We start from the raw sequence: 23,796 nt of genomic DNA, 5'->3' as shown, positions 1-23,796 counted from the left end.
TTTCTATAAGTAAAAGAAGACTATGTTATAATAAAAGAACAAAACTATATAAAAAGTATATAAGGAGGGTTTATGGAAAAAAAGCAACATAGAAAAGAAAGTATTATTCACCTATTGTATCGTTTAGTTATGATTGTCTTTGGTGCAACGTGTGCGGCAGTAGCTATTGAACTGTTTTTAATGCCAAATAAAATTATTGACGGTGGTATTATCGGTATTTCCCTCATACTAGATTATCTTACTCCAAACATTTGGTGGTTAAGTTTCTCTACTTTAGTTGTCATCCTCAATTTACCGTTTATGTATTCCGGGTATAAACAAATCGGTAAAACTTTTATGTTATCTTCTGCTTTTGCAATCGTCGCTTTAGCATTTATTGAGTCAACATTACATTCTTTCAAGCCTTTTACGACGGAACCGATTTTGGCAACCGTTTTTGGTGGTCTTATTTTAGGGATTGGTGTAGGGATTGTTATTAGGCATGGTGGTTCATTAGATGGAACGGAAATTATGGGAATTTTATTAACGAAAAAATTACCGTTTTCTGTTGGTGAATTTGTTATGTTTGTGAACTTATTTGTTTTTGCTTGGGCAGCATTTGTGTTTGGGGTCGAACAGGCGATGTATTCTGTTATGACATACTATATCGCATTTAAAACAATTGATACGGTTATTCAAGGATTGGATGAGACAAAAGCAGTACTGATTGTATCAGATCAGTATGAAGAAGTATCAAATGCCATCTTACACCGCCTTGGTCGTGGAACAACGAAACTCGTTGCTAAAGGTGGTTATACAGATAAAGAGAAAGAAGTAATTTATGCAGTTGTTACACGTCTTGAGGTAACAAAATTAAAATCAATTGTTCATGAAATTGATGAAAATGCCTTTATTACAATTATGAGTACGCAAGAGACAAATGGTGGTAAATTTAAATCCGCTATTCATTAAAAGTACATGTTCAAAAAAAGAAGATAAAGAAGGCCAATCAGTTCCAAAGTATGAAGAAATGTAAAAGCAATCTTTGCCGTAATTTTTGAATATCCTTAAAAAGCAGAGAGATTTTCTCTGCTTTTTTGTTATAATAATAAGGTTGTCCGAAATAAAGAATATATTTTTGGGCAGATTGGTTTACAACTATAATAAGTTATACTATAATTCAAATAGAGGTAAATCGGAATCATTCTGAATTAAAATAGGTGAGATGCTATGAAGAATATGTTGGAAATAGAAGGACTGACATTTCGGTATGAAGATCGAAATGTGTTAGAAGATATTAATTTGCAAGTTCCTAAGGGAGCTTTTTTAGGTTTGGTTGGACCGAATGGATCTGGTAAATCGACCCTATTAAAGTGTATATTAGGTGTTTTGAAGCCGAAGAAAGGGAGTATTCGGTTATTTGGTATTGATAGCAAGAAGTTTAAAGAGTGGAATAAAATTGGCTATGTTTCACAAAAGGCTAACAGCTTTAACTCTGGTTTTCCAGCAACTGTCTTTGAAGTTGTTTCAATGGGGCTTGTTTCAAAAAAAGGCCTATTTCGTTTCTTGAAGAAAGAAGATAAAGAAAAGGTTACAAAGGCAATCGCAGATGTAGGAATGAGTGAATTTCAAAATCGTAACATCGGAGAGCTTTCCGGTGGACAACAGCAACGTGTGTTTATTGCACGCGCGCTTGTAAGTAATCCAGAATTACTGATTTTGGACGAGCCTACAGTGGGGATTGATGTAAAGAGTGTAGAGAGCTTTTATGAGATACTAGAAGATTTAAATAAAAAACTAGGTATCACATTGATTCTGGTTACACACGATATGGGAGCTGTAACAGAGAAGGTGACGCATGTTGCATGTTTAAATCAGCATTTGCATTTCCATGGAAATGTTGAGAAATTCCGAGAGTTAGAAGATGCAGAAATGTCGATTTTATATGGACATCATGTTCATCGTTTAGAACATGATCATGAGCATCACGGGAGGATATAATGATACAGGATTTTTTACAATATGATTTTTTACGCAATTCTTTATACGCTGGTATTTTAATAGGGCTTGTTGCCCCGTTAATCGGTGTATTTGTTGTCATTCGTCGCATGTCACTGATTGCAGATGCTTTAAGTCATGTGACATTATCAGGGATTGCCGCAAGTTTGTTACTAGAAAAAACGATTTTTACAGGTGGTTTTTTAAATCCGTTATATATGGGAATGATTTTTTCGATAGGCGGAGCACTATTAATTGAAAAATTACGTACTGTATATAAGCATTACCAAGAATTAGCGATTCCAATTATTCTTTCAGCAGGGATGGGAATCGGAGTTGTTTTTATTTCACTTGCGAATGGATTTAATACGGATTTATTTAGTTACTTATTTGGTAGCGTGAGTGCTGTAACAAGCACGGATTTAATTCTTATTGGTATTGTAGCAATCGTAGTTATTGCAACAATTATTTTATTATATAAAGAGTTATTTTTATTATCATTTGACGAGGAATATGCTGTATCAACAGGTCTTCGTGCTAAATGGATTCATTTTATTTTTATTATTTTAGTTGCGCTTGTCATTGCAGTATCAATGCGTGTTGTTGGGGTTCTTCTCGTATCATCCCTAATGACGTTACCGGTTGCCGCAAGTATCCGCATCGCAAAAGGATTTAAACAAACAATTTTCTTTTCCATTTTATTTGGTGAAATTTCCGTGATAGGTGGGCTGTTTGCTTCTTATCAGCTTGATTTAGCTCCAGGTGGTACAATTGTTATGCTAGCGGTTCTTATTTTAATCGGTGCAATCTTATGGAAGAAGAAAAAAACTGCATAAAGTAGGGATAGTTATGAATCTGACTGAAGCTTTACGTCTTATGAAAGAAAAAGGCTATAAACACACTGGAAAAAGGGAAGAAATGTTACGTTTATTTGCGGTTCATAATCGTTATTTAACCGCAAAAGACGTTTTAGAGCATATGAAGAATGATTACCCAGGACTAAGTTTTGATACAATCTATCGTAATTTAACGGTATTTGCTGAAATTGGTGTTTTGGAGCAAACAGAATTAAATGGAGAAAAGCATTTTCGTTTTACATGTTCAATTATGGAACATCATCATCACTTCATTTGCTTGGATTGTGGTGGTACGAAAGAAATTACTTCCTGTCCAATGGATTTTATGAATAAAGATTTTAAAGGATACGAAGTAACAGGGCATAAGTTTGAAATATATGGGCGTTGCCCGAAGTGTGCAAAGTAAAAGCTTGTCAGCGTAAAGACTGAGAAGCTTTTATTTGTAGTTATAAAACGGCTGCTGGTGACATCCAGGCAGCCGTTTTTATTATTGCTCTTGTTTTTCTTTTTCTTTTTCTTGATTTGCAGCCATTTCAGCAGCAATTACATCAATTTCTTTTTTGAGTTCTTCTACCATTGTTTCTTCCGGTACTTTGCGAACGACTTTTCCTTTACGGAATAATAAACCTTCTCCACGTGCACCGGCAATACCGATATCAGCTTCACGAGCTTCACCAGGTCCGTTTACAGCACATCCAAGTACAGCAACTTTGATTGGTACTTTCAGCGTAGAGATATATTCTTCTACTTCATTTGCAATACTGATAAGGTCAATTTCAATACGACCGCAAGTTGGACAAGAAATAAGTGTTGCAGCATTCGATGCAAGACCGAATGATTTTAAAAGTTCACGAGCAACTTTTACTTCTTCAACAGGATCAGCACTTAATGAAATACGAAGTGTATTTCCGAGACCTTTACTTAAGATTGCTCCAAGACCAGCAGCACTTTTTACCGTTCCAGCAAATAGTGTTCCAGATTCTGTAATGCCTAAATGTAATGGATAATCAAAGGCACGAGCTGCTTTCTCATAAGCTTCGATTGCTAAGTTAACATCAGAGGCTTTCATGGATACGATGATATCGTGGAAATCTAAGTCCTCTAAAATTTTAATATGATGCAGTGCGCTTTCAACCATACCATCTGCAGTAGGATAGCCGTACTTTTCTAAAATATGGCGCTCTAATGAACCAGCATTTACACCAATACGAATTGGAATACCGCGTTCTTTTGCAGCATTTACAACAGCTTCTACTTTATGGCGACGCCCAATGTTTCCTGGATTGATACGTACTTTATCAATGCCGCCTTCAATTGCTTTTAAAGCAAGACGATAATCAAAGTGAATATCAGCAACAAGTGGGATGTTAATTTGTTTTTTAATATCAGCAATAGCATTTGCTGCGCGTTCGTCTGGAACAGCAACGCGGACAATTTGACAACCCGCTTCTTCTAAACGTTTAATTTCAGCAACTGTAGCTTCTACATCATGCGTTTTTGTTGTTGTCATACTTTGTATAATTAATTCATTATTACCGCCAATTGTTAAATTACCGACTTTAACAGGACGTGTTTTTGTACGATGAGTCATTTCATTCACGAATAGATCGCTCTCCTTATAAAAGAAGTTTCTTATTTTGTTGCCTCATATCAAATATAGTATATGTGATATGGAGCGATAGAAACCTATATGCTCGGTTTCACTTTTACTATTGTATCAGCGCCTTTATGTAATTGACAAGGATTAAGTGATGGTTCATTGATATAATGGAAATTTGTAAGATTTTCCAATTTGAATTTTTGTAGAAGATGTATTTTTATTTAATTGTTTAAAATCATCGATTACTTTTTCAATAGAAGGAACTTTTTTCTTGTTAATCGCTTCTGTAATGGATAAAACAGTATCTCCTGTTTTTACTTCAATCGCTTTATATTGTGCATCCGTTTCTTTTTTGGATTTTGTATCAACATTTTCTTTTTTTACAGTTTGGACAGCTGTTGGTTTTTTGTATGAACTTAACATTGGTAAAGTACCAATTTTTATATCGTAATAAAACACGTAACCGAGAACAAGCACAAGTAAGAGTGTACCAAGTCTTTTCATATTCCTCACTCCTTTGTTAGGAAATATATGCTTGTCCAAAAAAAAAATGCCAAAATGGCATTTTTTATAGTTCGTGTTTTTCTTTAGGTTTTGGTATTTCTTTAATGGTTAAGTACAGAACAATTAAAATGATTGCAGTGTACAGAAGGAATGACCAGGGTACATTTATTTTTAATAAATCCATAATCATAAAGAAAATTGTTGGAATTGTATAGCTGTAAGTCGTTAATGTCCAAACTTGTTTGTAAGATAACTTCCGCTGACCGCCCATTGCAGAACCAATAAAGGCTAAAATTGTTACCCCTAGGAATGAAATGAATAATTGGAACAAATAAATGACTATTCCTACCACAAGCATGAGAATAGGATAAATGCTATCAATGGCTGATATGATATCTTTAATATCTTTTTTCTCAAATGTACCATTCCCAAAATCGCTATAAGACTGACTTTGTGTTTGATTGTTATTAATAGATACAACTTTATCCTTTAAAACGAATACACCTTGTTTATTTGCATATGCAGTCGTATCCGTTGCATTAGGGTCAAATACGAAAACAAAGTTCCCATCTTCTTTTATAATGGGTTCTTTAACGTCGGCATGAAGTTCGCCGTTCTCAATTTTAAAATCTGGGAGATCTTTTTCAATTGATTGATGTACAGTAGAAACGACATCTTGGGTGAAATTCCCAAATGTAAAGGTTTTTGGGATTGTTGCAATTAAACACAATAACATGATATACAGAATCGTTTTTCCGATTTTTTGAAAACGAAAAAGTGCCATGTCTTTTGGCGAATATAAACTTTTTACTAGCTGCGTAAATACGGACATATATTCACTTCCTTTGCTATATGTATGATAGATTGATGCATAAAATCATTGTAACGTACGAATCTAGAGAACCACAAGTTATATCGTGTGAAGTAAGATTGATACCCCAGTAAGTGAGAGCTATAAAGGACTTTTTGCTATATCAATATAAATTGAAACCCTGACATAAAACCTTTCTTTTAGGTAGGAGAGGGCAACTGGCTATGCATAGAAGCAGTCAGATCCTTTTTCCTGCCCCGTCCGACGGTAAAACAAAGAGAGAAAACAAGTGCAGGTCACTTTTTGTTTTGCGTAGTGGGGGATTATTATATATCGAAAAAACAAAATGGATTTATATAATTATTCGCTTGCAGTAAGGTGTTTTTTTAAGATTTGAAAATAAAAAAGATAGACTTCAGTAAATGTAAAATAGACGAGAGCTCACCATCATTGAGAAATGAGGAAAAGTTTACTGATGGAAGTTTGACTTTAAGAAAAGTAAAAATACAATTGACACTTTTCTTTTTTATATGGTAAATTTATCTTACATTTCTTAACCGATATATCTCGCAGTGACTCAACCATGCAATCATACAGTTTTTATCTTGTATGAAAGTTCTGTGGAGACTTGGTGGTGTGATTTAAATTTCAGCCACCGATATATACATAATTCTGGACCCTTAGCTCAGCTGGTTAGAGCAGACGGCTCATAACCGTCCGGTCGTAGGTTCGAGTCCTACAGGGTCCATATCCATTTCAAATGTTCATCATGTAGACGAGAAGCTTCCTTGTAGAAGGAAGCTTTTTTTACGAAATATATGAGCATTTTATTTGAAAAGAAATGGGAATTTTGCTACGTTAATGATAGCAAGACAATGTGATTTAATTTGTTTTCACCCTATGGCAATTAGGGTGAAATGAAGTTGTATGCCAAGTCATTTTGGCAATACATAAACTGGGAGGAATGTAACAATGGCAAAACATGAATTACCAAATTTACCTTATGCGTATGATGCTTTAGAACCTCACTTTGATAAAGAAACAATGAACATCCATCATACAAAACACCACAACACTTACGTAACAAATTTAAACGCTGCGCTAGAAGGTCATGCAGAACTAGCTGACAAAAGTGTTGAAGAATTAGTTGCAAACTTAAATGAAGTACCAGAAGCAATTCGTACTGCAGTACGCAATAACGGTGGCGGACATGCGAACCATACTTTCTTCTGGACAATTCTATCTTCAAATGGTGGTGGACAACCAGTAGGTGAACTTGCAGCTGCAATTGAAGCGAAATTCGGTAGCTTTGATGCATTCAAAACAGAATTCGCAAAAGCTGGTGCAACTCGCTTCGGTTCTGGTTGGGCTTGGTTAGTAGTAAACAATGGTGAGCTAGAAGTAACAAGCACTCCAAACCAAGATTCACCTTTAACAGAAGGTAAAACTCCAGTTATCGGTTTAGATGTTTGGGAGCATGCTTACTACTTACATTACCAAAACCGTCGTCCTGACTACATCGGTGCATTCTGGAACGTTGTAGACTGGAACGCAGCTGAAAAACGTTACCAAGAAGCTAAATAATATCGCTTGTTCCGTTTTAGGTAAGGCGATATTGAAGAAGCTAGGGGAATATTCTCCTAGCTTTTTTGTATGCTTTCTTTTACATAATTGTGCTCGTCTTTGGAAGACTAGAACATGAAGTAAAGGAGAGTTATGTATGAAGTGGAAACATGTAATTGGCGATGTCGAGGTGAATCGTGATTTAATATTGTTACTTGTTATGGGGGGATTATACACGCTCGCAATTTCTTTATCCAACACGTTTGTTAACATTTATTTATGGAAACAAACACAAAACTATGTGAACCTTGGTTTGTATAATTTAGCAAGCGTTGTATTGCAGCCACTAACATTTCTTTTTGCAGGAAAATTGGCAAAACGGATAGATCGTGCTATTTTACTGCGAATCGGTGTGGGAACATTAGCTGTTTTTTTTATTGTTGTTTTACTCGCAGGAACGCATGCTTCACATTACATTTTATTACTTGGCGGTCTTCTTGGAATTGGATACGGTTTTTATTGGCTTGCATTTAATCTGTTGACATTTGAGATTACGGAACCGGAAACACGTGATTTTTTTAACGGTTTTCTTGGTCTTTTAACATCCTTTTCTGGAATGATTGGGCCAATAACAGCAGGATATACGATTTCACGTATGGAGAAATGGAGCGGTTATACAGTTATCTTTTTTCTTTCATTAACTTTATTTGCAATTGCTGTTGTCATAAGCTTCTTTTTATCGAAAAGAGAATGTGAGGGGCGCTATGAAATTGTTCAAGTTTTGAAAGAACGTAAGGTTGATAAAAACTGGGGAAGGATTACACGCGCACACTTTTTTCAAGGATTAAGGGAAGGGACGTTTATTTTTGTTATTTCTGTATATGTCTATTTGGCATCAGGGAGCGAATTTGCATTAGGAAAGTATAGTTTAGTCAATTCCGCTGTTTCATTTGTATGCTATTACTTGGTTGCGCGTATGTTAAAAAAGGAGTGGAGAAAAAAGGCGATTTTACTTGGTGGAATTATTTTGTATGTCGTTGTATTTTTAGTTATTTTTCATGTTACATATGTAAAATTACTCATTTATGCAGCATGTATTGCAATAGCTTATCCGATTTTACTTGTTCCGTACGGATCGATGACATACGATGTAATCGGAAGAGCAAAGCAGGCGAAAGAATGGCGGGTCGAGTATATTGTTGTTCGAGAATTATGGTTAAACAGCGGAAGAATTTGTTCGATTTTAAGTTTTTTATGTGCAGTATCATTTTTCCAGCCAGAAAAAAGCTTACCTGTTCTATTATGTATTCTTGGAGCTGGACATTTACTTATTTATTTTGCTGTTAGAAATGTCAAATACGGGGAAGGGAATCCAAATAAACCAAGGATTCTAGCACCTGAAACAACACAAAATCATACTGAACGAGAAGGTTAACTTCTTCTGGATTTTATGCTAGAATAAAAAGACATGTAAAACAGCAGTGAGGACACCTATAATAAGGTGTCCCTTTCCTATTACATAGCTGTTGGTAGAGGGGGTTCGTATGAGTAAAAAGAAGAAAAAAAAGAAAACCCACGTTCCGTTTCGGCTTAACGTGTTGTTTTTTTGTGTGTTTTTAATGTTTTCAGCGATCATTGTAAAGCTTGGAATGGTACAAATTGTACATGGTGAGGACTATAAAAATGAAGTTGAAAAAAAGGAAAACTCAACAGTAAGTAATCCAGTTCCACGCGGAAAGATCTTTGATAGATATGGTCGTGCGGTTGTGGATAATAACCCAGTTCGTACCATTACGTTTACAAGACTGAAGGGTTCAACTTCGGAAGAACGTTTAGAAACAGCGAAAAAACTGGCGAAGCTAATTGAAGTATCACCAGATAAATTAACAGAACGTGATAAAAAAGATTATTGGCTTTCTTTACATGAAAAAGAGGCAAAGGAAAAGATTACAAAGAAAGACCAAGCTGAATTTAAAGCAAAGAAAATTGATGATAAAGAAATGGCAGAGCGTCAGCGTAATCGCGTGACAGAGGCAGAAATAAATCAATTAACACCCGAAGATTTAGAAATACTTGCAATTAAGAGTAAAATGGATGGCGGATATGCAATGACACCGCAAATCATAAAAAAAGATGTAACAACAGAAGAATATGCAATCATTAGTGAAAATTTAGCATTGTTGCCAGGTGTAGATACGACAGTTGATTGGGATCGTAAATACACTTATGATGATATGTTCCGTAGTGTACTTGGTGGTGTAACAAGCTCAGATGAAGGGTTGCCAAGAGAACGACTAGACTATTTTCTTGTTCGAGATTATAACCGTAACGACCGCGTTGGTAAAAGTTATATTGAACAGCAATATGAGGATACGCTTCATGGTACAAAAGCAGAAGTGAGAAATGTTACAGACAAAGACGGAAATATTTTAGAAACAATAAACGTTTCTAAAGGTCAACGAGGCAATGACCTGAATTTAACAATTGATATGGAACTGCAAAAGCGTGTAGAAGAAACCCTTACGAAGTATTTAAAGCAATATGCAGGTGCAGAACCACTTTTAGACCGTGCATTTGTTGTGATGATGAATCCGAAAAATGGTGAAGTTTTATCTATGGCTGGGAAACAAATCGTAGACGAAAATGGAACGAAAGAGATAAAAGATTACGCATTAGGAACAATGACAAGTGCGTATCCGATGGGCTCAACTGTGAAAGGTGCTACGGTGCTAACGGGATATCAAACAGGAGCAATTACGCCTGGAACAGTTCTAGTGGATGAACCGATTAAATTAAAAGGTACACCGCAAAAAGCTTCTTGGAAAACGATGGGCAGTATTAACGACCTTACCGCTTTGAAAATGTCTTCTAACGTATATATGTTTAAAACAGCTATGAATATTGCTGGAGTGCCATATGTTAGAGGTGGTACATTAGATATTAAGAAAAAGGCATTCGATGATATGCGTTATTATTTTGGACAGTTTGGGCTTGGCGTGAAAACAGGAATTGACTTACCAAACGAAATATCTGGTCAGAGAGGTCCAGGTCTTCAACCAGGTTTCTTATTAGACTTAGCAATCGGGCAGTATGATACGTATACACCGCTTCAACTTGTACAGTATGTTTCTACAATTGCAAATGGCGGCTATCGTATGCAACCGCAAATCGTAAAAGAAATTCGTCAACCAACATCTAAGCCAGATGAAGTTGGGAAAGTGATTCAATCGATGGAACCAAAAGTATTAAATCGCATTGATATGCCTGAAGATCAAATCCAGCGTGTGCAAGAAGGATTTAGACAAGTGTTTAATGATTCAGGTGGTACAGGTACAAAATACTTTACAGGTGCAAAATATACAGCTGCCGGAAAAACAGGAACAGCACAAACGTTTTATGGTGGCAATAAAGATATTGGAAGAAATACAAAAGGTGAACCGGTACCAACTTATAACTTAACGTTAGTAGGATATGCGCCGCTTGATAATCCAGAAGTTGCATTCTCTGTTGTTGTTCCATGGGTACATGATGATAAGTCTGGAATTAACGGAAATATCGGTCGTGAAATTATGGATGCTTACTTTGACTTAAAAAAACAAGAAGTAACAGGTGAAGCACCAAAAGATGAAAAAGGTAAAAAAGAATAAAAATATGTGAATTTGGCACACTATTTTAAAAGATAGTGTGCTTTTTTTTGTATTTTATGCATAGGTTTTAGTAATTGTGGACGAGCATATCCTATACGCGAAATAGGGGGTTGGAAAAGTGAACTCTCTCATAGTATGACCGGCCATATATTTACTTTTGAGAAAAGAAGTGAAAATGAGAAAGAAGTATCGTATTCCTCCACATTATGTTGAACTTTACAAAACTTTTACAAATTATTAAAACCGAATTAATAGTTGGGCATTATTCTTATATCTGTAATCCTGTTACTCCAGGATACTTCTAGGAGGAGCTACACGTGAAATGGACAAAAAAATCTATCAAGATTTTAGCAATATCGACATGTTTCATTTTTTTATATGTGTCTACTCCATCCGCTGCTAATGATGTGAGGGAAGTGAGAATTGATGGATCCTCAACTGTTTTTCCAATTATGGAAGCTATAGCGGAAGAGTACACAAAAAAAGAACCACGTGTGAAAATTTCTATTAGTATATCTGGGACAGGAGGAGGGTTTCATCGTTTTGGCAAAGGCGAAGTAGATATTAATAATGCATCGCGCCAGGTGAAACAAGTAGAAGAAAATTTTATGAAGGAAAATTCCATCCAGTTTACACCATTTGAAATTGCTTATGATGGCCTCACAATCATTGTGAATCGTCAAAATACATGGGCTGATAATATGACAATAGAAGAATTACGTCTATTATGGAGCGAAGATGGGAGAACGAAACGATGGTCACATATTCATCCGAAATGGCCGCACGAAAAGGTGCAATTTTATGCGCCAGGTGTTGATTCCGGTACGTATGATTATTTTCAAAGTGTTGTCTTGCGAAACAATCGTCTTGCAAAAACAGTTGCTTTATCTGAAGATGATCAAGTCATTATGCAAGGGGTAATGAATGATAAAAATGCAATTGCATTTGTGGGATATGCGTACTATATGGCGAATCGGGATAAGGTAAAAGCCGTAAAAGTAAATGGTGTACCACCAACGAAAGCAAACATTCAATCTGGTGTTTATAAGCCATTGTCTAGGCCGCTATTTGCTTATGTAAACCATGCTTCGATTCGAAATAAAAGCAGTGTGGCAGAGTATGTGGTGTTTATGATGCAACATGTGGGCGGACTTGCTGAAGAAGTCGGATATGTTAAATTACCACAAAAGAAATATAGTGAACAGCTGCGAATGTTAACAGAAATAAAAAGATAATGTCAGGATGGGAAGGGGTTTTCATCTTTGGCTCGAAATGACAAAAGTCAATTTACATTTTCTGTGCAACATTTGATTGAAAGAAATACAATCAAAAGAAAAAAAACGCAGCGAATCAATCGAATGGTTCCGTTACTATTAAAGGCAATTGCTAGCGTATCTATTATAACAACAATCGGTATTGTTATTACGCTAGCGAATGAAACAATTATGTTTTTTCGTGAAATATCAATGTATTCTTTTTTTACTGAAAAAGAATGGTTACCATTTTTTGAAGAGCCTAAGTTTGGGATACTTCCTCTTATATGTGGGACCTTACTTGTAACAACAATCGCTATGATAGTAGCTATTCCAATTGGACTAGGATGTGCCGTATTTTTAAATGAATATGCTTCACACTTTGTTAGAAAAGTGTTAAAGCCCATTTTAGAACTACTAGCAGGTATTCCTACAATTGTATATGGATTTTTTGCTTTAACGATTGTCACACCGGCCTTGCAGCGTGTCATTCCGGATTTACAGTTCTTTAATGCAATTAGTCCAGGCATTGTTATAGGAATTATGATGGTTCCAACAATCGCTTCTCTTTCTGAAGATGCAATGGGAGCTGTATCTAAAGGAATAAAAGAGGCTTCACTTGGGCTAGGTGCAACGCGTTTTGAAACTGTACGAAAGGTTGTGTTTCCAGCTGCATTTACCGGTATTATGGCTGCAATCCTATTAGCAGCTTCACGTGCGATTGGTGAAACGATGATTGTTGTCATTGCTGGAGGTTCAACGCCCAATGTATCTATAGATCCGACGCACTCCATTCAAACGTTAACGGCTTATATTGTGCAAGTAAGCTTAGGTGATGCCCCCCATGGAACGATCGCATACTATAGTATGTACGCTGTAGGCGCGACGTTACTTATGTTTACATTCATGATGAATACGATTTCGCAGCAGATTATGCACCGTTTTAGAAAGGCGATATAAGATGCGAATGCTGAATCATAAGAGAATAAAAGAAAATATGGCAACGCGTTTTTGGAAGGATCAAATATATAAGTCAATTTCTTATATGACAATGCTATTTTCTATTTGCATACTAATTTTATTACTTTATCAAATCTTTGAAAAAGGTATAAGTTATCTTTCGATAGATTTTTTTATGAACTTTGCTTCGCGTAATCCAAAGCAAGCTGGTATTGCAGCTGCATTGTCAGGAACAATTGTATTTATGAGTATAGTAGTACCAGTTTCCTTTATATTTGGAGTAGGTACAGCTCTTTATTTAGAGCATTATGCAAGACAATCTGTATTCACAAGAATCGTAGAATTAAATATTCAAACATTAGCGGGGGTGCCATCTGTTGTGTTTGGATTGCTTGGTTTAACAATTTTTGTATATGGTCTTCAGTTAGGTGAGAGTATAGTAACAGCGGCGTTTACGATGAGTCTTCTTGTGTTACCAACTGTTGTTGTGTCGAGTCAAGAAGCAATTCGTATGGTGCCAAGCTCTTTGTTAGAAGCCTCATATGGTGTCGGTGCTACAAAATGGCAAACAATGTATCAAATTGTAGTACCAACTGCCTTACCAGGAATTTTAACGGGATGTGTTTTGGCTTTATCGAGGGCAATCGGAGAAGCGGCACCATTATTAGTCATTGGGGCGCTTGCTTTTGCTAATTATATTCCGCTTAACATGTTTGATAGATTTACAGTTTTACCGATTCAAATTTTTAATTGGATGAGTAGGCCGCAAGAGGAGTTTCAGCATGTAGCAGCAGCCGGTATGATCGTTTTATTAGGATTGTTGCTCATTATAAATGTGGTTGTCTTATGGTTAAGAAATCGTAAGTAGTGGATGAAAGGGGAATTCAAAATGGTAGCAACAGTAGTAAATGTACAGGTGAAAAATGAAGAGAAAATTGAGTCAGCAACGAAGAAGGTTGTATTCGATACAAAAAATTTAAATTTATGGTATGGAGAAGATCATGCATTAAAAGATGTTAATTTAAGTATTCATGAGAATGAAGTAACAGCAATTATTGGACCGAGTGGTTGTGGAAAATCAACATATTTAAAAACGTTAAACCGTATGGTAGAGCTAGTACCTATCGTTCGCACAACGGGAGTAATTGAATATCGAGATCGAAATATTTTTGATAAGTCATATCCTGTTGAAGAATTACGTACGCATGTTGGAATGGTGTTCCAAAAGCCAAATCCATTTCCGAAATCTATCTATGAGAATGTTGCCTATGGTCCAAAGATTCATGGTATTCGTGATAAGAAGACACTTGATGCAATTGTTGAAAAAAGTTTACGTGGTGCAGCGATTTGGAATGAATTAAAAGATCGATTACACGATAATGCATATGGTTTATCTGGTGGACAACAACAGCGTTTATGTATCGCGCGTTGTTTAGCGATTGAACCGGATGTAATCTTAATGGATGAACCGACATCAGCATTGGATCCAATTTCTACATTGAAAGTTGAAGAATTGATTCAAGAGCTAAAGAAAGATTTTAGTATTGTAATTGTGACGCATAATATGCAACAAGCGGCACGTATCTCTGATAAAACAGCGTTCTTCCTAAGCGGTGAAGTTGTTGAATATACAGATACAAACAAATTATTCACTACTCCTACAGATAAACGAACAGAAGATTATATCACGGGACGATTTGGTTAATGTTTTTGGGAGTAAAAGCCCCTTTATAAGGGGCTTTTATCATTTTATCAAAAATCAAGTAAGAAAACTCCCCGCTCAAGGACTATGCTCAGCACAGTCCTTGAGCGGGGAGCTGAATTGCTAGTAACCGCATTCTTGTACGCTTTGTACAATATATTAAAAAAGTGGTTCCAAAGGCGTTTGCCAATGAAATAGAGGGGTTGTGCCATCAGGTAACTGTGTCAGCTCCACTCGTGTTACGCATCTGTTAGAGGAGACACACGAGAAACCCCCACTTCAAGATCCAAAGGAGCTAAGTGGCGGGAGTTTTCATATATGTAACAGCTAAAGGGGGAAACAACATGGTAAGGGAGCAATTTCATTATGATTTACACACATTGCAGCAAAAGGTAATTGAACTTGGAGAATTGGCAAGAGAAGCCCTTTCTTGTTCTATGGAAGGGCTTCAGAAGAAAGATGTAGAAAAAGCGCTAGAAGTCATTGATGGTGATTACCGTATGGATAATTTAGAAGAAGAAATTAATGACCTTGCACTTATGCTAATTACAAAACAGCAACCTGTTGCAAGCGATCTGCGAAGAATTTTTGTTTCGATTAAGACAGCAACAGATTTAGAACGTATTGCAGATCATGCCGTAAATATTGCTAAATCAACAATTCGGCTCGGAGAAAAAGATGTATCTGTTAGCTTGCATAGTCTGGAACAAATGTTTACGATTGCCATGGATATGTTAAATTTATCGTTAGAAGCATATCAAGAAGAAAATTTAACTTCTGCAAAACAAATTGCGGAAATGGATGATTCTGTTGACGAAATATACGGGAGAGCGATTCGTGAATTTATTTCCTCTATCCCTGAACATCCTGAAGCGATTACGCAAATTACACAATTATCTTTTATTGCACGTTACATTGAGCGTGTAGCAGATCACATTACGAATATTGCCGAGAATGTTTTTTACTTGGTGAAAGGAAAACATTATTTATTAAATGAATAGGAAAAAATGTTAGCAAGTGATGGAATATCACTTGCTTTTTTAGTCAAAACATGACAAAAAAAGCTCGTTGTCTTGTCCTCTCTATGATGATAAGATGTATCATAATATGATATGGAATAATATAGGAAGTGATTGTTTATCCTGTAAAAAACTTGATTGGTGAAGGTAGACACTCAGTGAAGGACAAGGAAAAACGCCACTGATTAAAATTTTACAGTATTAAGCTACAAAGTAAGCGCTTACTAATGTGGTTCAGTGAAGTGAAAAGGTTAATTTCTACATAAGTGACATACATATGATATACAAGGTCGTTCAACATTATAAACGTGGAGGATGAATGTATATGAAGGGGGTTATTTTAGCTGGAGGAAAAGGAAGGCGTCTTAGACCGTTAACATGTAATCTTCCAAAGCCAATGTTACCATTACTTGAAAAACCAGTGATAGAATACAATATTGAGTTACTAAGGCAGCATGGTATTCATGAGATTGCAATTACAGTTCAATATATGAGTACGGCAATTAGGCGGTATTTTGGTGATGGAAGTAAATGGGGAGTGAAGTTGCAATATTTCGAAGATTCGCCACCGCTTGGTACGGCAGGAAGCATTAAACAAGCAGAAGCGTTTTTAGATGAGCCATTTGTTGTAATTAGTGGAGATGCATTGACGGATTTTAATTTATCGAAAGGAATTGAATTCCATCAATGCAGGAATAGACTGGTCACAATGTTTGTGAAGGAAGTGGAAAACCCACTATCATTTGGTTCGGTCGTTATGAATAGAGAGCATGAAATTATACGTTACATGGAAAAACCGAGTTGGAACGAAGTGATTTCAAATATTGTAAATACAGGCATTTATATTATGGACCCCGAAATTTTTTCTTATATTTCATCAGCGCAGTTTTTTGATTTTAGTCACCATGTCTTTCCTTTGCTGGAAAATAAAAAAGCACTCTTTGGATATGTAGCGCAAGGCTACTGGTTAGATATTGGTACATTAGATCAATATCGGCAGGCTCATTTTGACTTACTTACAAAGAAAGTACAGGTACCCATTTCTTATACGGAAGTACTACCGATGGTTTGGATGGGAGAAGGGGTAACTATTGAAAAGGGAACAAAAATTCACGGTCCATCTTTTATCGGAGAAGGAGCGTCCATCGGAGCGGGGGTAATAATTGAGCCATATTCAATTATCGGTAAGTGCAGCACAATATTAGATCATACGCATGTCCAAAAAAGTATTGTTCTTGCCCATACGTATGTAGGAAAACGCTGTGAGCTATTAGAAGCGACCGTTGGAGAAAATGCGATGATTAAAGATGATGTAACTTTATTTGAGAAAAGTGTGGTAGCAGACCGTTGCCAGATTGGAAAAAATACAGTGATACAACACAATGGGAAAATATGGCCTAATAAAGTTGTTGATAGTCATTCTATTATTGCCTCGTCAGGAATTACTGAAAATGAAAAAAACTCAGGTTGGCTGCAAAAAAGCCGGGTAGTAGGTAGGGGTAATATAGAAATGACACCTCAAGTTGTTGTAAAAATAGCAATGGCATATGGCTCTCTTTTTTCAAAAGGGGAGCGTATATTGATAGGAGGATATGATGATGTAAAAGTTGATATTTTTAAAAAGTTATTTCTACATGCAATTCATAGTGTTGGCTTGTATACGATGGAATGTCAAGAAATGAACGATTCGGCCTTTCGGTATGCGATCAATGAACTCGAATGTGCAGGGGGCATTTTTATTCGCTTTGAACAAGAAGAAGGAATTGTCATTCAACTGTATGGTAAGGAAGGCATAAGGTTATCGTATAAACAGCAAAAAGAAATGGAACACTTGTATATGTCAGAAGCATTTCATTATGTATATGATAAAGACATAGGACGAAATGAAACGGTACATGTTTGTTTAGAGAAATATGTTGAATCTGTATTAGTGTATTTGGATATCGAAACGATACAAAAGCAAACATTTCACCTTCTTATTAATAAAAGAGATGAAATGTTTCAGTCCCTACTCATATCCTTCTTGCGAAAACTAGGTTGCACAATTACATGGGTTTATGCTAGTGAGCAAAAAGAACATGTTAAATTGTTAATGAAATCAAGTAGAGCTCATATGGCTCTTATGTTTTATGAACAAGGAAATAAATTTGAATTATATGATAATCATGGTGGGATTTACCAAAGTGCAAATTGTGAAGAAATCGATGTGCCTGATTTATTACTTGAGACGACAGAAAGTGTTTATCCATTATCGTTAAAATTAGGAGAGTGCTATCTTCTTTTTTATATGTATGGTGAACAAAGTAAGTTTCAGATGAGATGGCAGCAAGATATTTTATATCGGATTGGAAAATTATTCGAACTAATTGCTCGGCAAGGAAATACTTTGTCGACGATGTTAGAGCAATCACCACCCCTTTACTTATTATGTGATGAAGTTGTTTGCTCGTGGAAAGAGAAAGGGAAAGTAATGGGAATGTTATTGCAAGATATGGAAAAAAGAGAAGTCGAAGTATTAGAGGGAATCCAATTTAAATATACAGAAAAAGAGTGGTCTTATATTGTTTCTGATGCAAAACATCCTAAATTTCTTGTATATTCACACGCGAGAAACCCAGTAATAGCAAAGGAAAATATGAAAACTCTTATAGAAAAAATTAGACAATATCAAAAGGTGTAGAATTTTTATTTTAAAAGTGGTATTATAGTATAGTCTGATTTAAGTTATTAGTGACTGGAGGGAAATAAGAATGCGTGTGAATATTACTCTAGCATGTACAGAATGCGGAGATCGTAACTATATCTCAAAGAAAAATAAACGTAACAACACGGAGCGCCTTGAGCTTAAAAAGTATTGCAAGCGTGACAAGAAGTCTACGTTACACCGTGAAACAAAGTAAGCAGTAGGAGATTTCCTACTGTTTCTTTTTTTTTACTATGGTTATAACCCTTATTGAAAAGTGATGATACATGAAAAAAATGATAGACTGTTTACAAGAACAAAATTCATTTTTGCGATTAATAATTATAAAGTAAGTAAAGGATCACTTTATAGGGGGAAAAGCGTGTGAAAGAGGAGAAGGTACGTTTACGTAAGAAAATAGTAGAGCAAATGAATTTTTTATCGAAAGAACAGCACAAAACTTTATCAGAACAAATTGTATTTTCTTTATATGAACAAAAAGAGTGGAGAGAAGCGGAAACAATCGGAATTACTCTTTCGATGGAACATGAAGTGAATACATATGTAATTATTGAACAAGCATGGCGAGAAGGAAAAAAAGTTGTTGTACCAAAGTGTAATAGAGAGACAAGAACAATGATCTTTCGTCAAATTACAAATTTTGATCAATTAGAAACAGTATATATGAGCTTGCGTGAACCAATTCCTGCGCTAACAGTAGAAACAGAAGCAAATGAAATTGATCTTCTGTTTGTACCCGGAGTTGCGTATACAAGACGAGGGGAACGTATTGGGTACGGCGGTGGTTATTATGATCGTTATCTGCTGCAGTATGAAGGGAAAACGTTATCATTAGCTTTTGATTTTCAAATTGTAAGTTATATTCCAACAGAGTCGTTTGATCAAAATGTACAAAAAATTATTACAGAAAAAGAAACAATTCTTCAAAATGGACTTGTATAGACAAATAAAAATTGACGAGACTTTTTCTTGTTGATTATAATAAAATATGTGAACGTTTTCTTATTATATTTCCATAATAAGTGGACATAGAGGGTGATGAAATGATATCAATTTATGATATTCAGCAATTGCTAAAAAAATTTGGAACAATCATTTATACAGGTGATCGAATCGCTGATTTACAATTAATGCAAGATGAATTGCGTGAATTAAATCAATCACAGTTGATTGAGCCAAAAGACTATCAAACAGCTTTATTTTTATTGAAACAAGAGATTCAAAAAGAGATGAGCAAGAATTAGATAAAGGTAGGTTAGCAAAAATGGAAGAAAAGTGGTTAGTTGGTGTTGACCTTGGCGGGACAACGATTAAATTAGCATTTATCAATGTTTATGGTGAAATTTTACATAAGTGGGAAATCCCAACGAATACAAGTGAGCAAGGCAAACATATTACATTAGATGTAGCGAAAGCAATTGATAAAAAGTTAGAAGAACTAGGAGAATTAAAGAGCAAGCTAATTGGTATTGGTATGGGCGCTCCTGGACCTGTGCATGTCGCTTCTGGTATGATTTATGAAGCTGTTAATTTAGGGTGGAAAAACTATCCATTAAAAGATTTATTAGAAGTAGAAACAGGCTTACCTGTTGTGGTTGATAATGATGCAAACTTAGCAGCGCTTGGTGAAATGTGGAAAGGTGCTGGTGAGGGAGCAAAAGATCTAGTTTGTATGACGCTTGGAACTGGTGTTGGCGGCGGTGTAATTGCAAATGGTGAGATCGTGCACGGTGTAAGTGGTGCTGCTGGTGAAATCGGACATATTACAGTCGTAACAGAAAATGGATTTCCTTGTAACTGCGGGAAATCTGGCTGTCTAGAAACAGTAGCTTCAGCAACAGGTATTGTACGTGTTGCTATGCAAAAATTACAAGGTACAGATGAACCAAGCATACTTCACTCTATGTTAGAAGAAGAGGGACGTATTACATCTAAAGATGTATTTGAAGCGCTTGAACAAGGTGACGCTTTAGCGGAACAAGTTGTAGAAAAAGTAGCTTCTTATTTAGGGTTAGCTGTAGCAAATCTTTCTAGTACGTTAAATCCAGAAAAGATTGTAATTGGCGGTGGTGTATCTAAAGCTGGTGATGCATTGTTACAACCAATTCAGCGCTATTTTGCACAATATGCATTTTCTCGTGCTGTTAAGAGCACGAAGCTAGCAATTGCAACGCTTGGGAATGATGCTGGTGTAATTGGTGGAGCTTGGCTTGTGAAGAAGCATAAATATGAAGTTATGAAGTAAAAAGAATAGAATCAGTCAGGGCGAATCGGAATTAAGATGAGACTACTGGTATTTGCAAAATAATGAGAAGAGGAAGGGAGATCCCTTCCTCTTTTTTTATGCAAAATCTTGATGGGAAATAGAACTGTAAGTGAATTAATGAGCTGGTGGGTACCCGCTATAAAGGACAGTCATGACTGTAAACCAACCAAAAACAAGTACAGTTGCAACAGCAAAACCGCCTGCTAGTAAATTTTTTTCACGTAACGTTCTAAGGGTTGCGAATACAGCTAAGAGAGTGACTAGCGCAAAAATGATAACAAGACCCATATATGATCCCCCTCTGCTCTCTCATTCTTTCGTTTGAGTTTTTGCAATATTTCTTCTTTTTTATTGTACATGTTTTAGAAATGATTGTCGAGATAGCATCGTTTCTTTTCCTAAGGGGAAGAAGTGTTGTATCATAAAAGTAAGTTCAATAACTGGAGGAGATTTAAAAATGAAATGGATACAAATGCCATTAGGGCCATTACAAACAAATGCATATATTTTAAGTAATGATCAAAAAGAATGTATTATTTTTGATCCAGGTAGTGAAGGAGAGAAGCTTGTAACGTATTTACAAGAAGAACAATTAAAGCCGCTGGCTGTTTTATTAACACATGCTCATTTCGATCATATTGGTGCAGTTGATGCTGTGAGAGATGCTTTTCATATCCCAGTATATGTACATAAAGAAGAAGTGGATTGGTTAGGAGATGCGACTGTAAATGGTTCGCAAATTTTTATGATGAATCGAAGTATTACAGCGAAACCAGCTGATCAAATTATTGAAGGCGAAGGAATGTTAACGATTGGATCTTTTACATTTGAAATGTTTGAGACGCCAGGGCATTCTCCAGGCAGTATTTCATATTATTGCAAAGAGGCAAATGCTGTATTTTCAGGAGATGTATTATTCCAAATGAGTATTGGTCGAACAGATTTACCAGGTGGAAGTTTTGCAGAATTAATTGGAAGCATTGAAGAAAAATTATTTGTACTGCCAGATGACACAGCAGTATTATGTGGACATGGTCCAGAAACAAATATTGGTTTCGAAAAAGAAAATAATCCGTTTTTACAATAAGGAGCTATATGGGGATGGAGCTCGTTTTAAGAAAATGGATGGAAAAAGAAAAGGATTATTCGATTTCATATAGTACATATATGAACCTTGCACTGTATGATGAGGAGTACGGATATTATATGAAAGAACGTGAGAAAATCGGAAGAAATGGTGACTTTTTTACGAGTAGTAATATTTCTTCGGTATTTGCAAGGACGTTCGCTCGTTTTTTTATTCGACTTGTCCAAAATGGAGAGATCCCCCCGAATGTTTGTGAAATTGGAGGGGGAACAGGGAGATTTGCTTATGATGTTTTACAGGAATGGAAACAGTTATCTCCAGTAACCTATACAGAGTTACGATATTCTATTATTGAAGTGAGTCCTTTTCATAGAAGGTTGCAAAAACGTCAACTTGGTTCATTTCAAAATATTTCGCAGTACAAGTCCTATAAGGAATTAGGGGAGTCTTTTACAGGAATCGTTTTTTCAAACGAATTGTTTGATGCGTTTCCTGTTGAAGTGATAGAGAAGCGAGCTGGTATTTTGTATGAAGTTCGTATTACGTATACGGAGCAGCGGGAACTTACAGAAGTATTGCGGCCGTTAGAACAAGAAGTAATACGATGCTATTTACGAAGACATAAGATTGAGCTTTATGAAGGACAGCGCTTTGAAGTACCAATAGCAATGGAAACCTATTTACAAGAGATTATAGGATGGCTCAAGGAAGGCTTATTCATCACGGTTGATTATGGATATACAAAGGCGGAGTGGATGCGTCCTGCGCATCATGAAGGGAGTCTAAGGGGATATTATGACCATAGGCTCATTCAGAACCCTCTGAATTATCCAGGTGAAATGGATATTACAGCGCATATTCATTGGGATGAATTGAAGAAAATAGGAGAAGAAAGCAGTCTTCATACAGTGTGGCATACAAAACAAAGGGGGTTTTTACTTGCGGCAGGTATATTAGAACAACTTGTTAGTCATCAAGATTCCGATCCTTTTTCTGAGAAACAGAAACAAAATCGAGCGGTTCGTTCTATGATTTTACATGGGGGAATAAGCGATGCTTTTGATGTTGTTATGCAAAAAAAAGGAATGCCACATTTTGATTTAAAGCATTATTTACATATATAGAAAAAAACAAGACACAGAATGATTCTGCGTCTTGTTTTTTGATACGACTTTAGGATATGTAGTATTGTATATTTTCTCTCATGATATATATTTATATTAAAGATATGAGATAGAAAATATAGAATACGTCCTTTTTGTTTGGTTACCCCTAACCTAGTAATACACGAACAAGTTGGATAATTGTTTCATTTTCTACTTTGTAGTAAATTTCCAATCCTTTTCTTTCACTAGAAACGATTTTAGCGCTTTTTAATTTCGCTAAATGTTGTGAAATTGTGGATTGTGGCATATTTAATCCTGTGTACATTGTCGAAACATTGCTTGGACCGCGTTCGATCAATCCTTTTACAATACATAAACGAACAGGGTGAGCAAGAACTTTCAGTAATTCTGCATTATTTTCGTATAGTTCTAATTCCTTTTGAAAGGTTTCTAACATGTTTTTTCCACCTCCATGCGAGCTGTTATACCCATACTATACATACCAAAAATCTAAAGAAAAGAAAATAGTTGTTGCAGAAAAAATGTTCTAAAGTAAAGAAATTGTAAGAAAAGAGAACATGATGTAAATAACTTTGCAAAATTTGTACGTTTTGTAACACAGTATTTTTTGTTAAAAATCGTGAATATACAGATACATTTGTAACACAATTTTATCACGATTTTGTTATTCTTTCAATTAATATACAAAATTTTTAAAATAATAAGAAAAAGAGATTTTA

Annotated in this window: 24 protein-coding genes and 1 tRNA gene; 20 read left to right on the top strand and 5 right to left on the bottom strand. The window is 35.7% G+C overall.

The window, feature by feature from the left end:
- Positions 1–72 precede the first annotated feature (72 nt).
- The 4 genes from JDS96_RS09460 to JDS96_RS09445 all read left to right on the top strand — a co-directional run bounded on the left by JDS96_RS09460 (position 73) and on the right by JDS96_RS09445 (position 3,240).
- Positions 73–951 (top strand): YitT family protein, encoded by an 879-nt coding sequence (locus tag JDS96_RS09460; protein ID WP_003200334.1) that lies wholly within the window; start codon positions 73–75, stop codon positions 949–951.
- Positions 952–1,209: 258 nt separating this feature from the next.
- On the top strand, positions 1,210–1,980 hold the full coding sequence (locus tag JDS96_RS09455; protein ID WP_003200336.1) for a metal ABC transporter ATP-binding protein: 771 nt from the start codon (positions 1,210–1,212) through the stop codon (positions 1,978–1,980).
- Positions 1,980–2,813: a metal ABC transporter permease gene (locus tag JDS96_RS09450; RefSeq protein WP_199666667.1), complete on the top strand. Its 834-nt coding sequence runs from the start codon at positions 1,980–1,982 to the stop codon at positions 2,811–2,813. Before JDS96_RS09455 ends, JDS96_RS09450 begins: the two co-directional genes overlap by 1 nt.
- Before the next feature lie 13 nt (positions 2,814–2,826).
- On the top strand, positions 2,827–3,240 hold the full coding sequence (locus JDS96_RS09445; protein ID WP_003200343.1) for a Fur family transcriptional regulator: 414 nt from the start codon (positions 2,827–2,829) through the stop codon (positions 3,238–3,240).
- Between the two features lie 81 nt (positions 3,241–3,321).
- Here the strand turns inward: JDS96_RS09445 and ispG are convergent, their stop codons facing one another.
- The 3 genes from ispG to JDS96_RS09430 all read right to left on the bottom strand — a co-directional run bounded on the left by ispG (position 3,322) and on the right by JDS96_RS09430 (position 5,770).
- Positions 3,322–4,425, bottom strand: a complete 1,104-nt coding sequence (ispG, locus tag JDS96_RS09440) for a flavodoxin-dependent (E)-4-hydroxy-3-methylbut-2-enyl-diphosphate synthase (RefSeq protein WP_179863990.1) — start codon at positions 4,423–4,425, stop codon at positions 3,322–3,324.
- A gap of 165 nt (positions 4,426–4,590) precedes the next feature.
- A complete protein-coding gene (locus JDS96_RS09435; RefSeq protein WP_199666666.1) occupies positions 4,591–4,938 on the bottom strand; it encodes a hypothetical protein in 348 nt (115 codons plus the stop codon).
- Positions 4,939–5,002: 64 nt separating this feature from the next.
- On the bottom strand, positions 5,003–5,770 hold the full coding sequence (locus JDS96_RS09430; protein WP_199666665.1) for a DUF1189 domain-containing protein: 768 nt from the start codon (positions 5,768–5,770) through the stop codon (positions 5,003–5,005).
- Positions 5,771–6,423: 653 nt separating this feature from the next.
- Here JDS96_RS09430 and JDS96_RS09425 point away from each other — a divergent pair.
- The 14 genes from JDS96_RS09425 (at position 6,424) to glcK (ending at position 20,842) form a co-directional block, all read left to right on the top strand.
- Positions 6,424–6,497 (top strand) — tRNA-Ile (locus JDS96_RS09425).
- 224 nt (positions 6,498–6,721) lie between these two features.
- Positions 6,722–7,333, top strand: coding sequence for a superoxide dismutase [Mn] (sodA, locus tag JDS96_RS09420; RefSeq protein ID WP_003200350.1), 612 nt, complete (start codon positions 6,722–6,724; stop codon positions 7,331–7,333).
- Positions 7,334–7,469: 136 nt separating this feature from the next.
- On the top strand, positions 7,470–8,747 hold the full coding sequence (locus JDS96_RS09415) for an MFS transporter (protein ID WP_199666664.1): 1,278 nt from the start codon (positions 7,470–7,472) through the stop codon (positions 8,745–8,747).
- 109 nt (positions 8,748–8,856) lie between these two features.
- The gene (locus tag JDS96_RS09410; RefSeq protein ID WP_199666663.1) at positions 8,857–10,959 is read left to right on the top strand and encodes a peptidoglycan D,D-transpeptidase FtsI family protein; all 2,103 of its coding nucleotides are present in this window, start codon (positions 8,857–8,859) and stop codon (positions 10,957–10,959) included.
- Between the two features lie 317 nt (positions 10,960–11,276).
- Positions 11,277–12,194 carry a PstS family phosphate ABC transporter substrate-binding protein gene (locus JDS96_RS09405; RefSeq protein WP_199666662.1) on the top strand — a complete coding sequence of 306 codons (918 nt, stop codon included), beginning with the start codon at positions 11,277–11,279 and terminating at the stop codon, positions 12,192–12,194.
- Positions 12,195–12,221: 27 nt separating this feature from the next.
- Entirely contained in the window at positions 12,222–13,172 is a 951-nt protein-coding gene (gene pstC, locus JDS96_RS09400; protein ID WP_199666661.1) for a phosphate ABC transporter permease subunit PstC, read from the top strand.
- A gap of 1 nt (position 13,173) precedes the next feature.
- Positions 13,174–14,040, top strand: a complete 867-nt coding sequence (gene pstA, locus JDS96_RS09395; protein WP_006096005.1) for a phosphate ABC transporter permease PstA — start codon at positions 13,174–13,176, stop codon at positions 14,038–14,040.
- 21 nt (positions 14,041–14,061) lie between these two features.
- Positions 14,062–14,877, top strand: coding sequence for a phosphate ABC transporter ATP-binding protein (pstB, locus tag JDS96_RS09390; RefSeq protein WP_098017494.1), 816 nt, complete (start codon positions 14,062–14,064; stop codon positions 14,875–14,877).
- A gap of 341 nt (positions 14,878–15,218) precedes the next feature.
- Positions 15,219–15,875 (top strand): phosphate signaling complex protein PhoU, encoded by a 657-nt coding sequence (phoU, locus tag JDS96_RS09385; protein WP_016116338.1) that lies wholly within the window; start codon positions 15,219–15,221, stop codon positions 15,873–15,875.
- 343 nt (positions 15,876–16,218) lie between these two features.
- Positions 16,219–18,573, top strand: coding sequence for a sugar phosphate nucleotidyltransferase (locus JDS96_RS09380; RefSeq protein WP_018782562.1), 2,355 nt, complete (start codon positions 16,219–16,221; stop codon positions 18,571–18,573).
- Positions 18,574–18,643: 70 nt separating this feature from the next.
- A complete protein-coding gene (gene rpmG, locus JDS96_RS09375) occupies positions 18,644–18,793 on the top strand; it encodes a 50S ribosomal protein L33 (RefSeq protein WP_001265618.1) in 150 nt (49 codons plus the stop codon).
- A 167-nt stretch (positions 18,794–18,960) separates the two neighbouring features.
- Complete coding sequence (locus tag JDS96_RS09370; RefSeq protein WP_003200367.1) at positions 18,961–19,539, top strand: 5-formyltetrahydrofolate cyclo-ligase; 579 nt, start codon at positions 18,961–18,963, stop codon at positions 19,537–19,539.
- A 101-nt stretch (positions 19,540–19,640) separates the two neighbouring features.
- The gene (locus JDS96_RS09365; protein ID WP_016116335.1) at positions 19,641–19,841 is read left to right on the top strand and encodes a YqgQ family protein; all 201 of its coding nucleotides are present in this window, start codon (positions 19,641–19,643) and stop codon (positions 19,839–19,841) included.
- 20 nt (positions 19,842–19,861) lie between these two features.
- Positions 19,862–20,842 (top strand): glucokinase, encoded by a 981-nt coding sequence (gene glcK / locus JDS96_RS09360; protein WP_003200371.1) that lies wholly within the window; start codon positions 19,862–19,864, stop codon positions 20,840–20,842.
- A gap of 135 nt (positions 20,843–20,977) precedes the next feature.
- Here glcK and JDS96_RS09355 read toward each other — a convergent pair whose 3' ends face one another.
- The gene (locus JDS96_RS09355; protein WP_003200373.1) at positions 20,978–21,151 is read right to left on the bottom strand and encodes a DUF2759 domain-containing protein; all 174 of its coding nucleotides are present in this window, start codon (positions 21,149–21,151) and stop codon (positions 20,978–20,980) included.
- 169 nt (positions 21,152–21,320) lie between these two features.
- Between JDS96_RS09355 and JDS96_RS09350 the strand changes: the two genes are divergently transcribed.
- Both JDS96_RS09350 and JDS96_RS09345 read left to right on the top strand, forming a co-directional pair.
- Positions 21,321–21,950, top strand: coding sequence for an MBL fold metallo-hydrolase (locus JDS96_RS09350; protein WP_003200375.1), 630 nt, complete (start codon positions 21,321–21,323; stop codon positions 21,948–21,950).
- A gap of 8 nt (positions 21,951–21,958) precedes the next feature.
- A complete protein-coding gene (locus JDS96_RS09345) occupies positions 21,959–23,074 on the top strand; it encodes a class I SAM-dependent methyltransferase (RefSeq protein ID WP_199666660.1) in 1,116 nt (371 codons plus the stop codon).
- Positions 23,075–23,222: 148 nt separating this feature from the next.
- Here the strand turns inward: JDS96_RS09345 and JDS96_RS09340 are convergent, their stop codons facing one another.
- The gene (locus JDS96_RS09340) at positions 23,223–23,513 is read right to left on the bottom strand and encodes an ArsR/SmtB family transcription factor (protein WP_000894376.1); all 291 of its coding nucleotides are present in this window, start codon (positions 23,511–23,513) and stop codon (positions 23,223–23,225) included.
- Positions 23,514–23,796: the final 283 nt, after the last annotated feature.

Origin of the sequence: Bacillus cereus group sp. N21 (genome assembly GCF_016483395.1) — a bacterium.
Lineage (GTDB): Bacteria > Bacillota > Bacilli > Bacillales > Bacillaceae_G > Bacillus_A > Bacillus_A pseudomycoides.
Note: the sequence above shows the minus strand (reverse complement) of the source record. Positions and strands in the feature narration are given on the sequence as shown.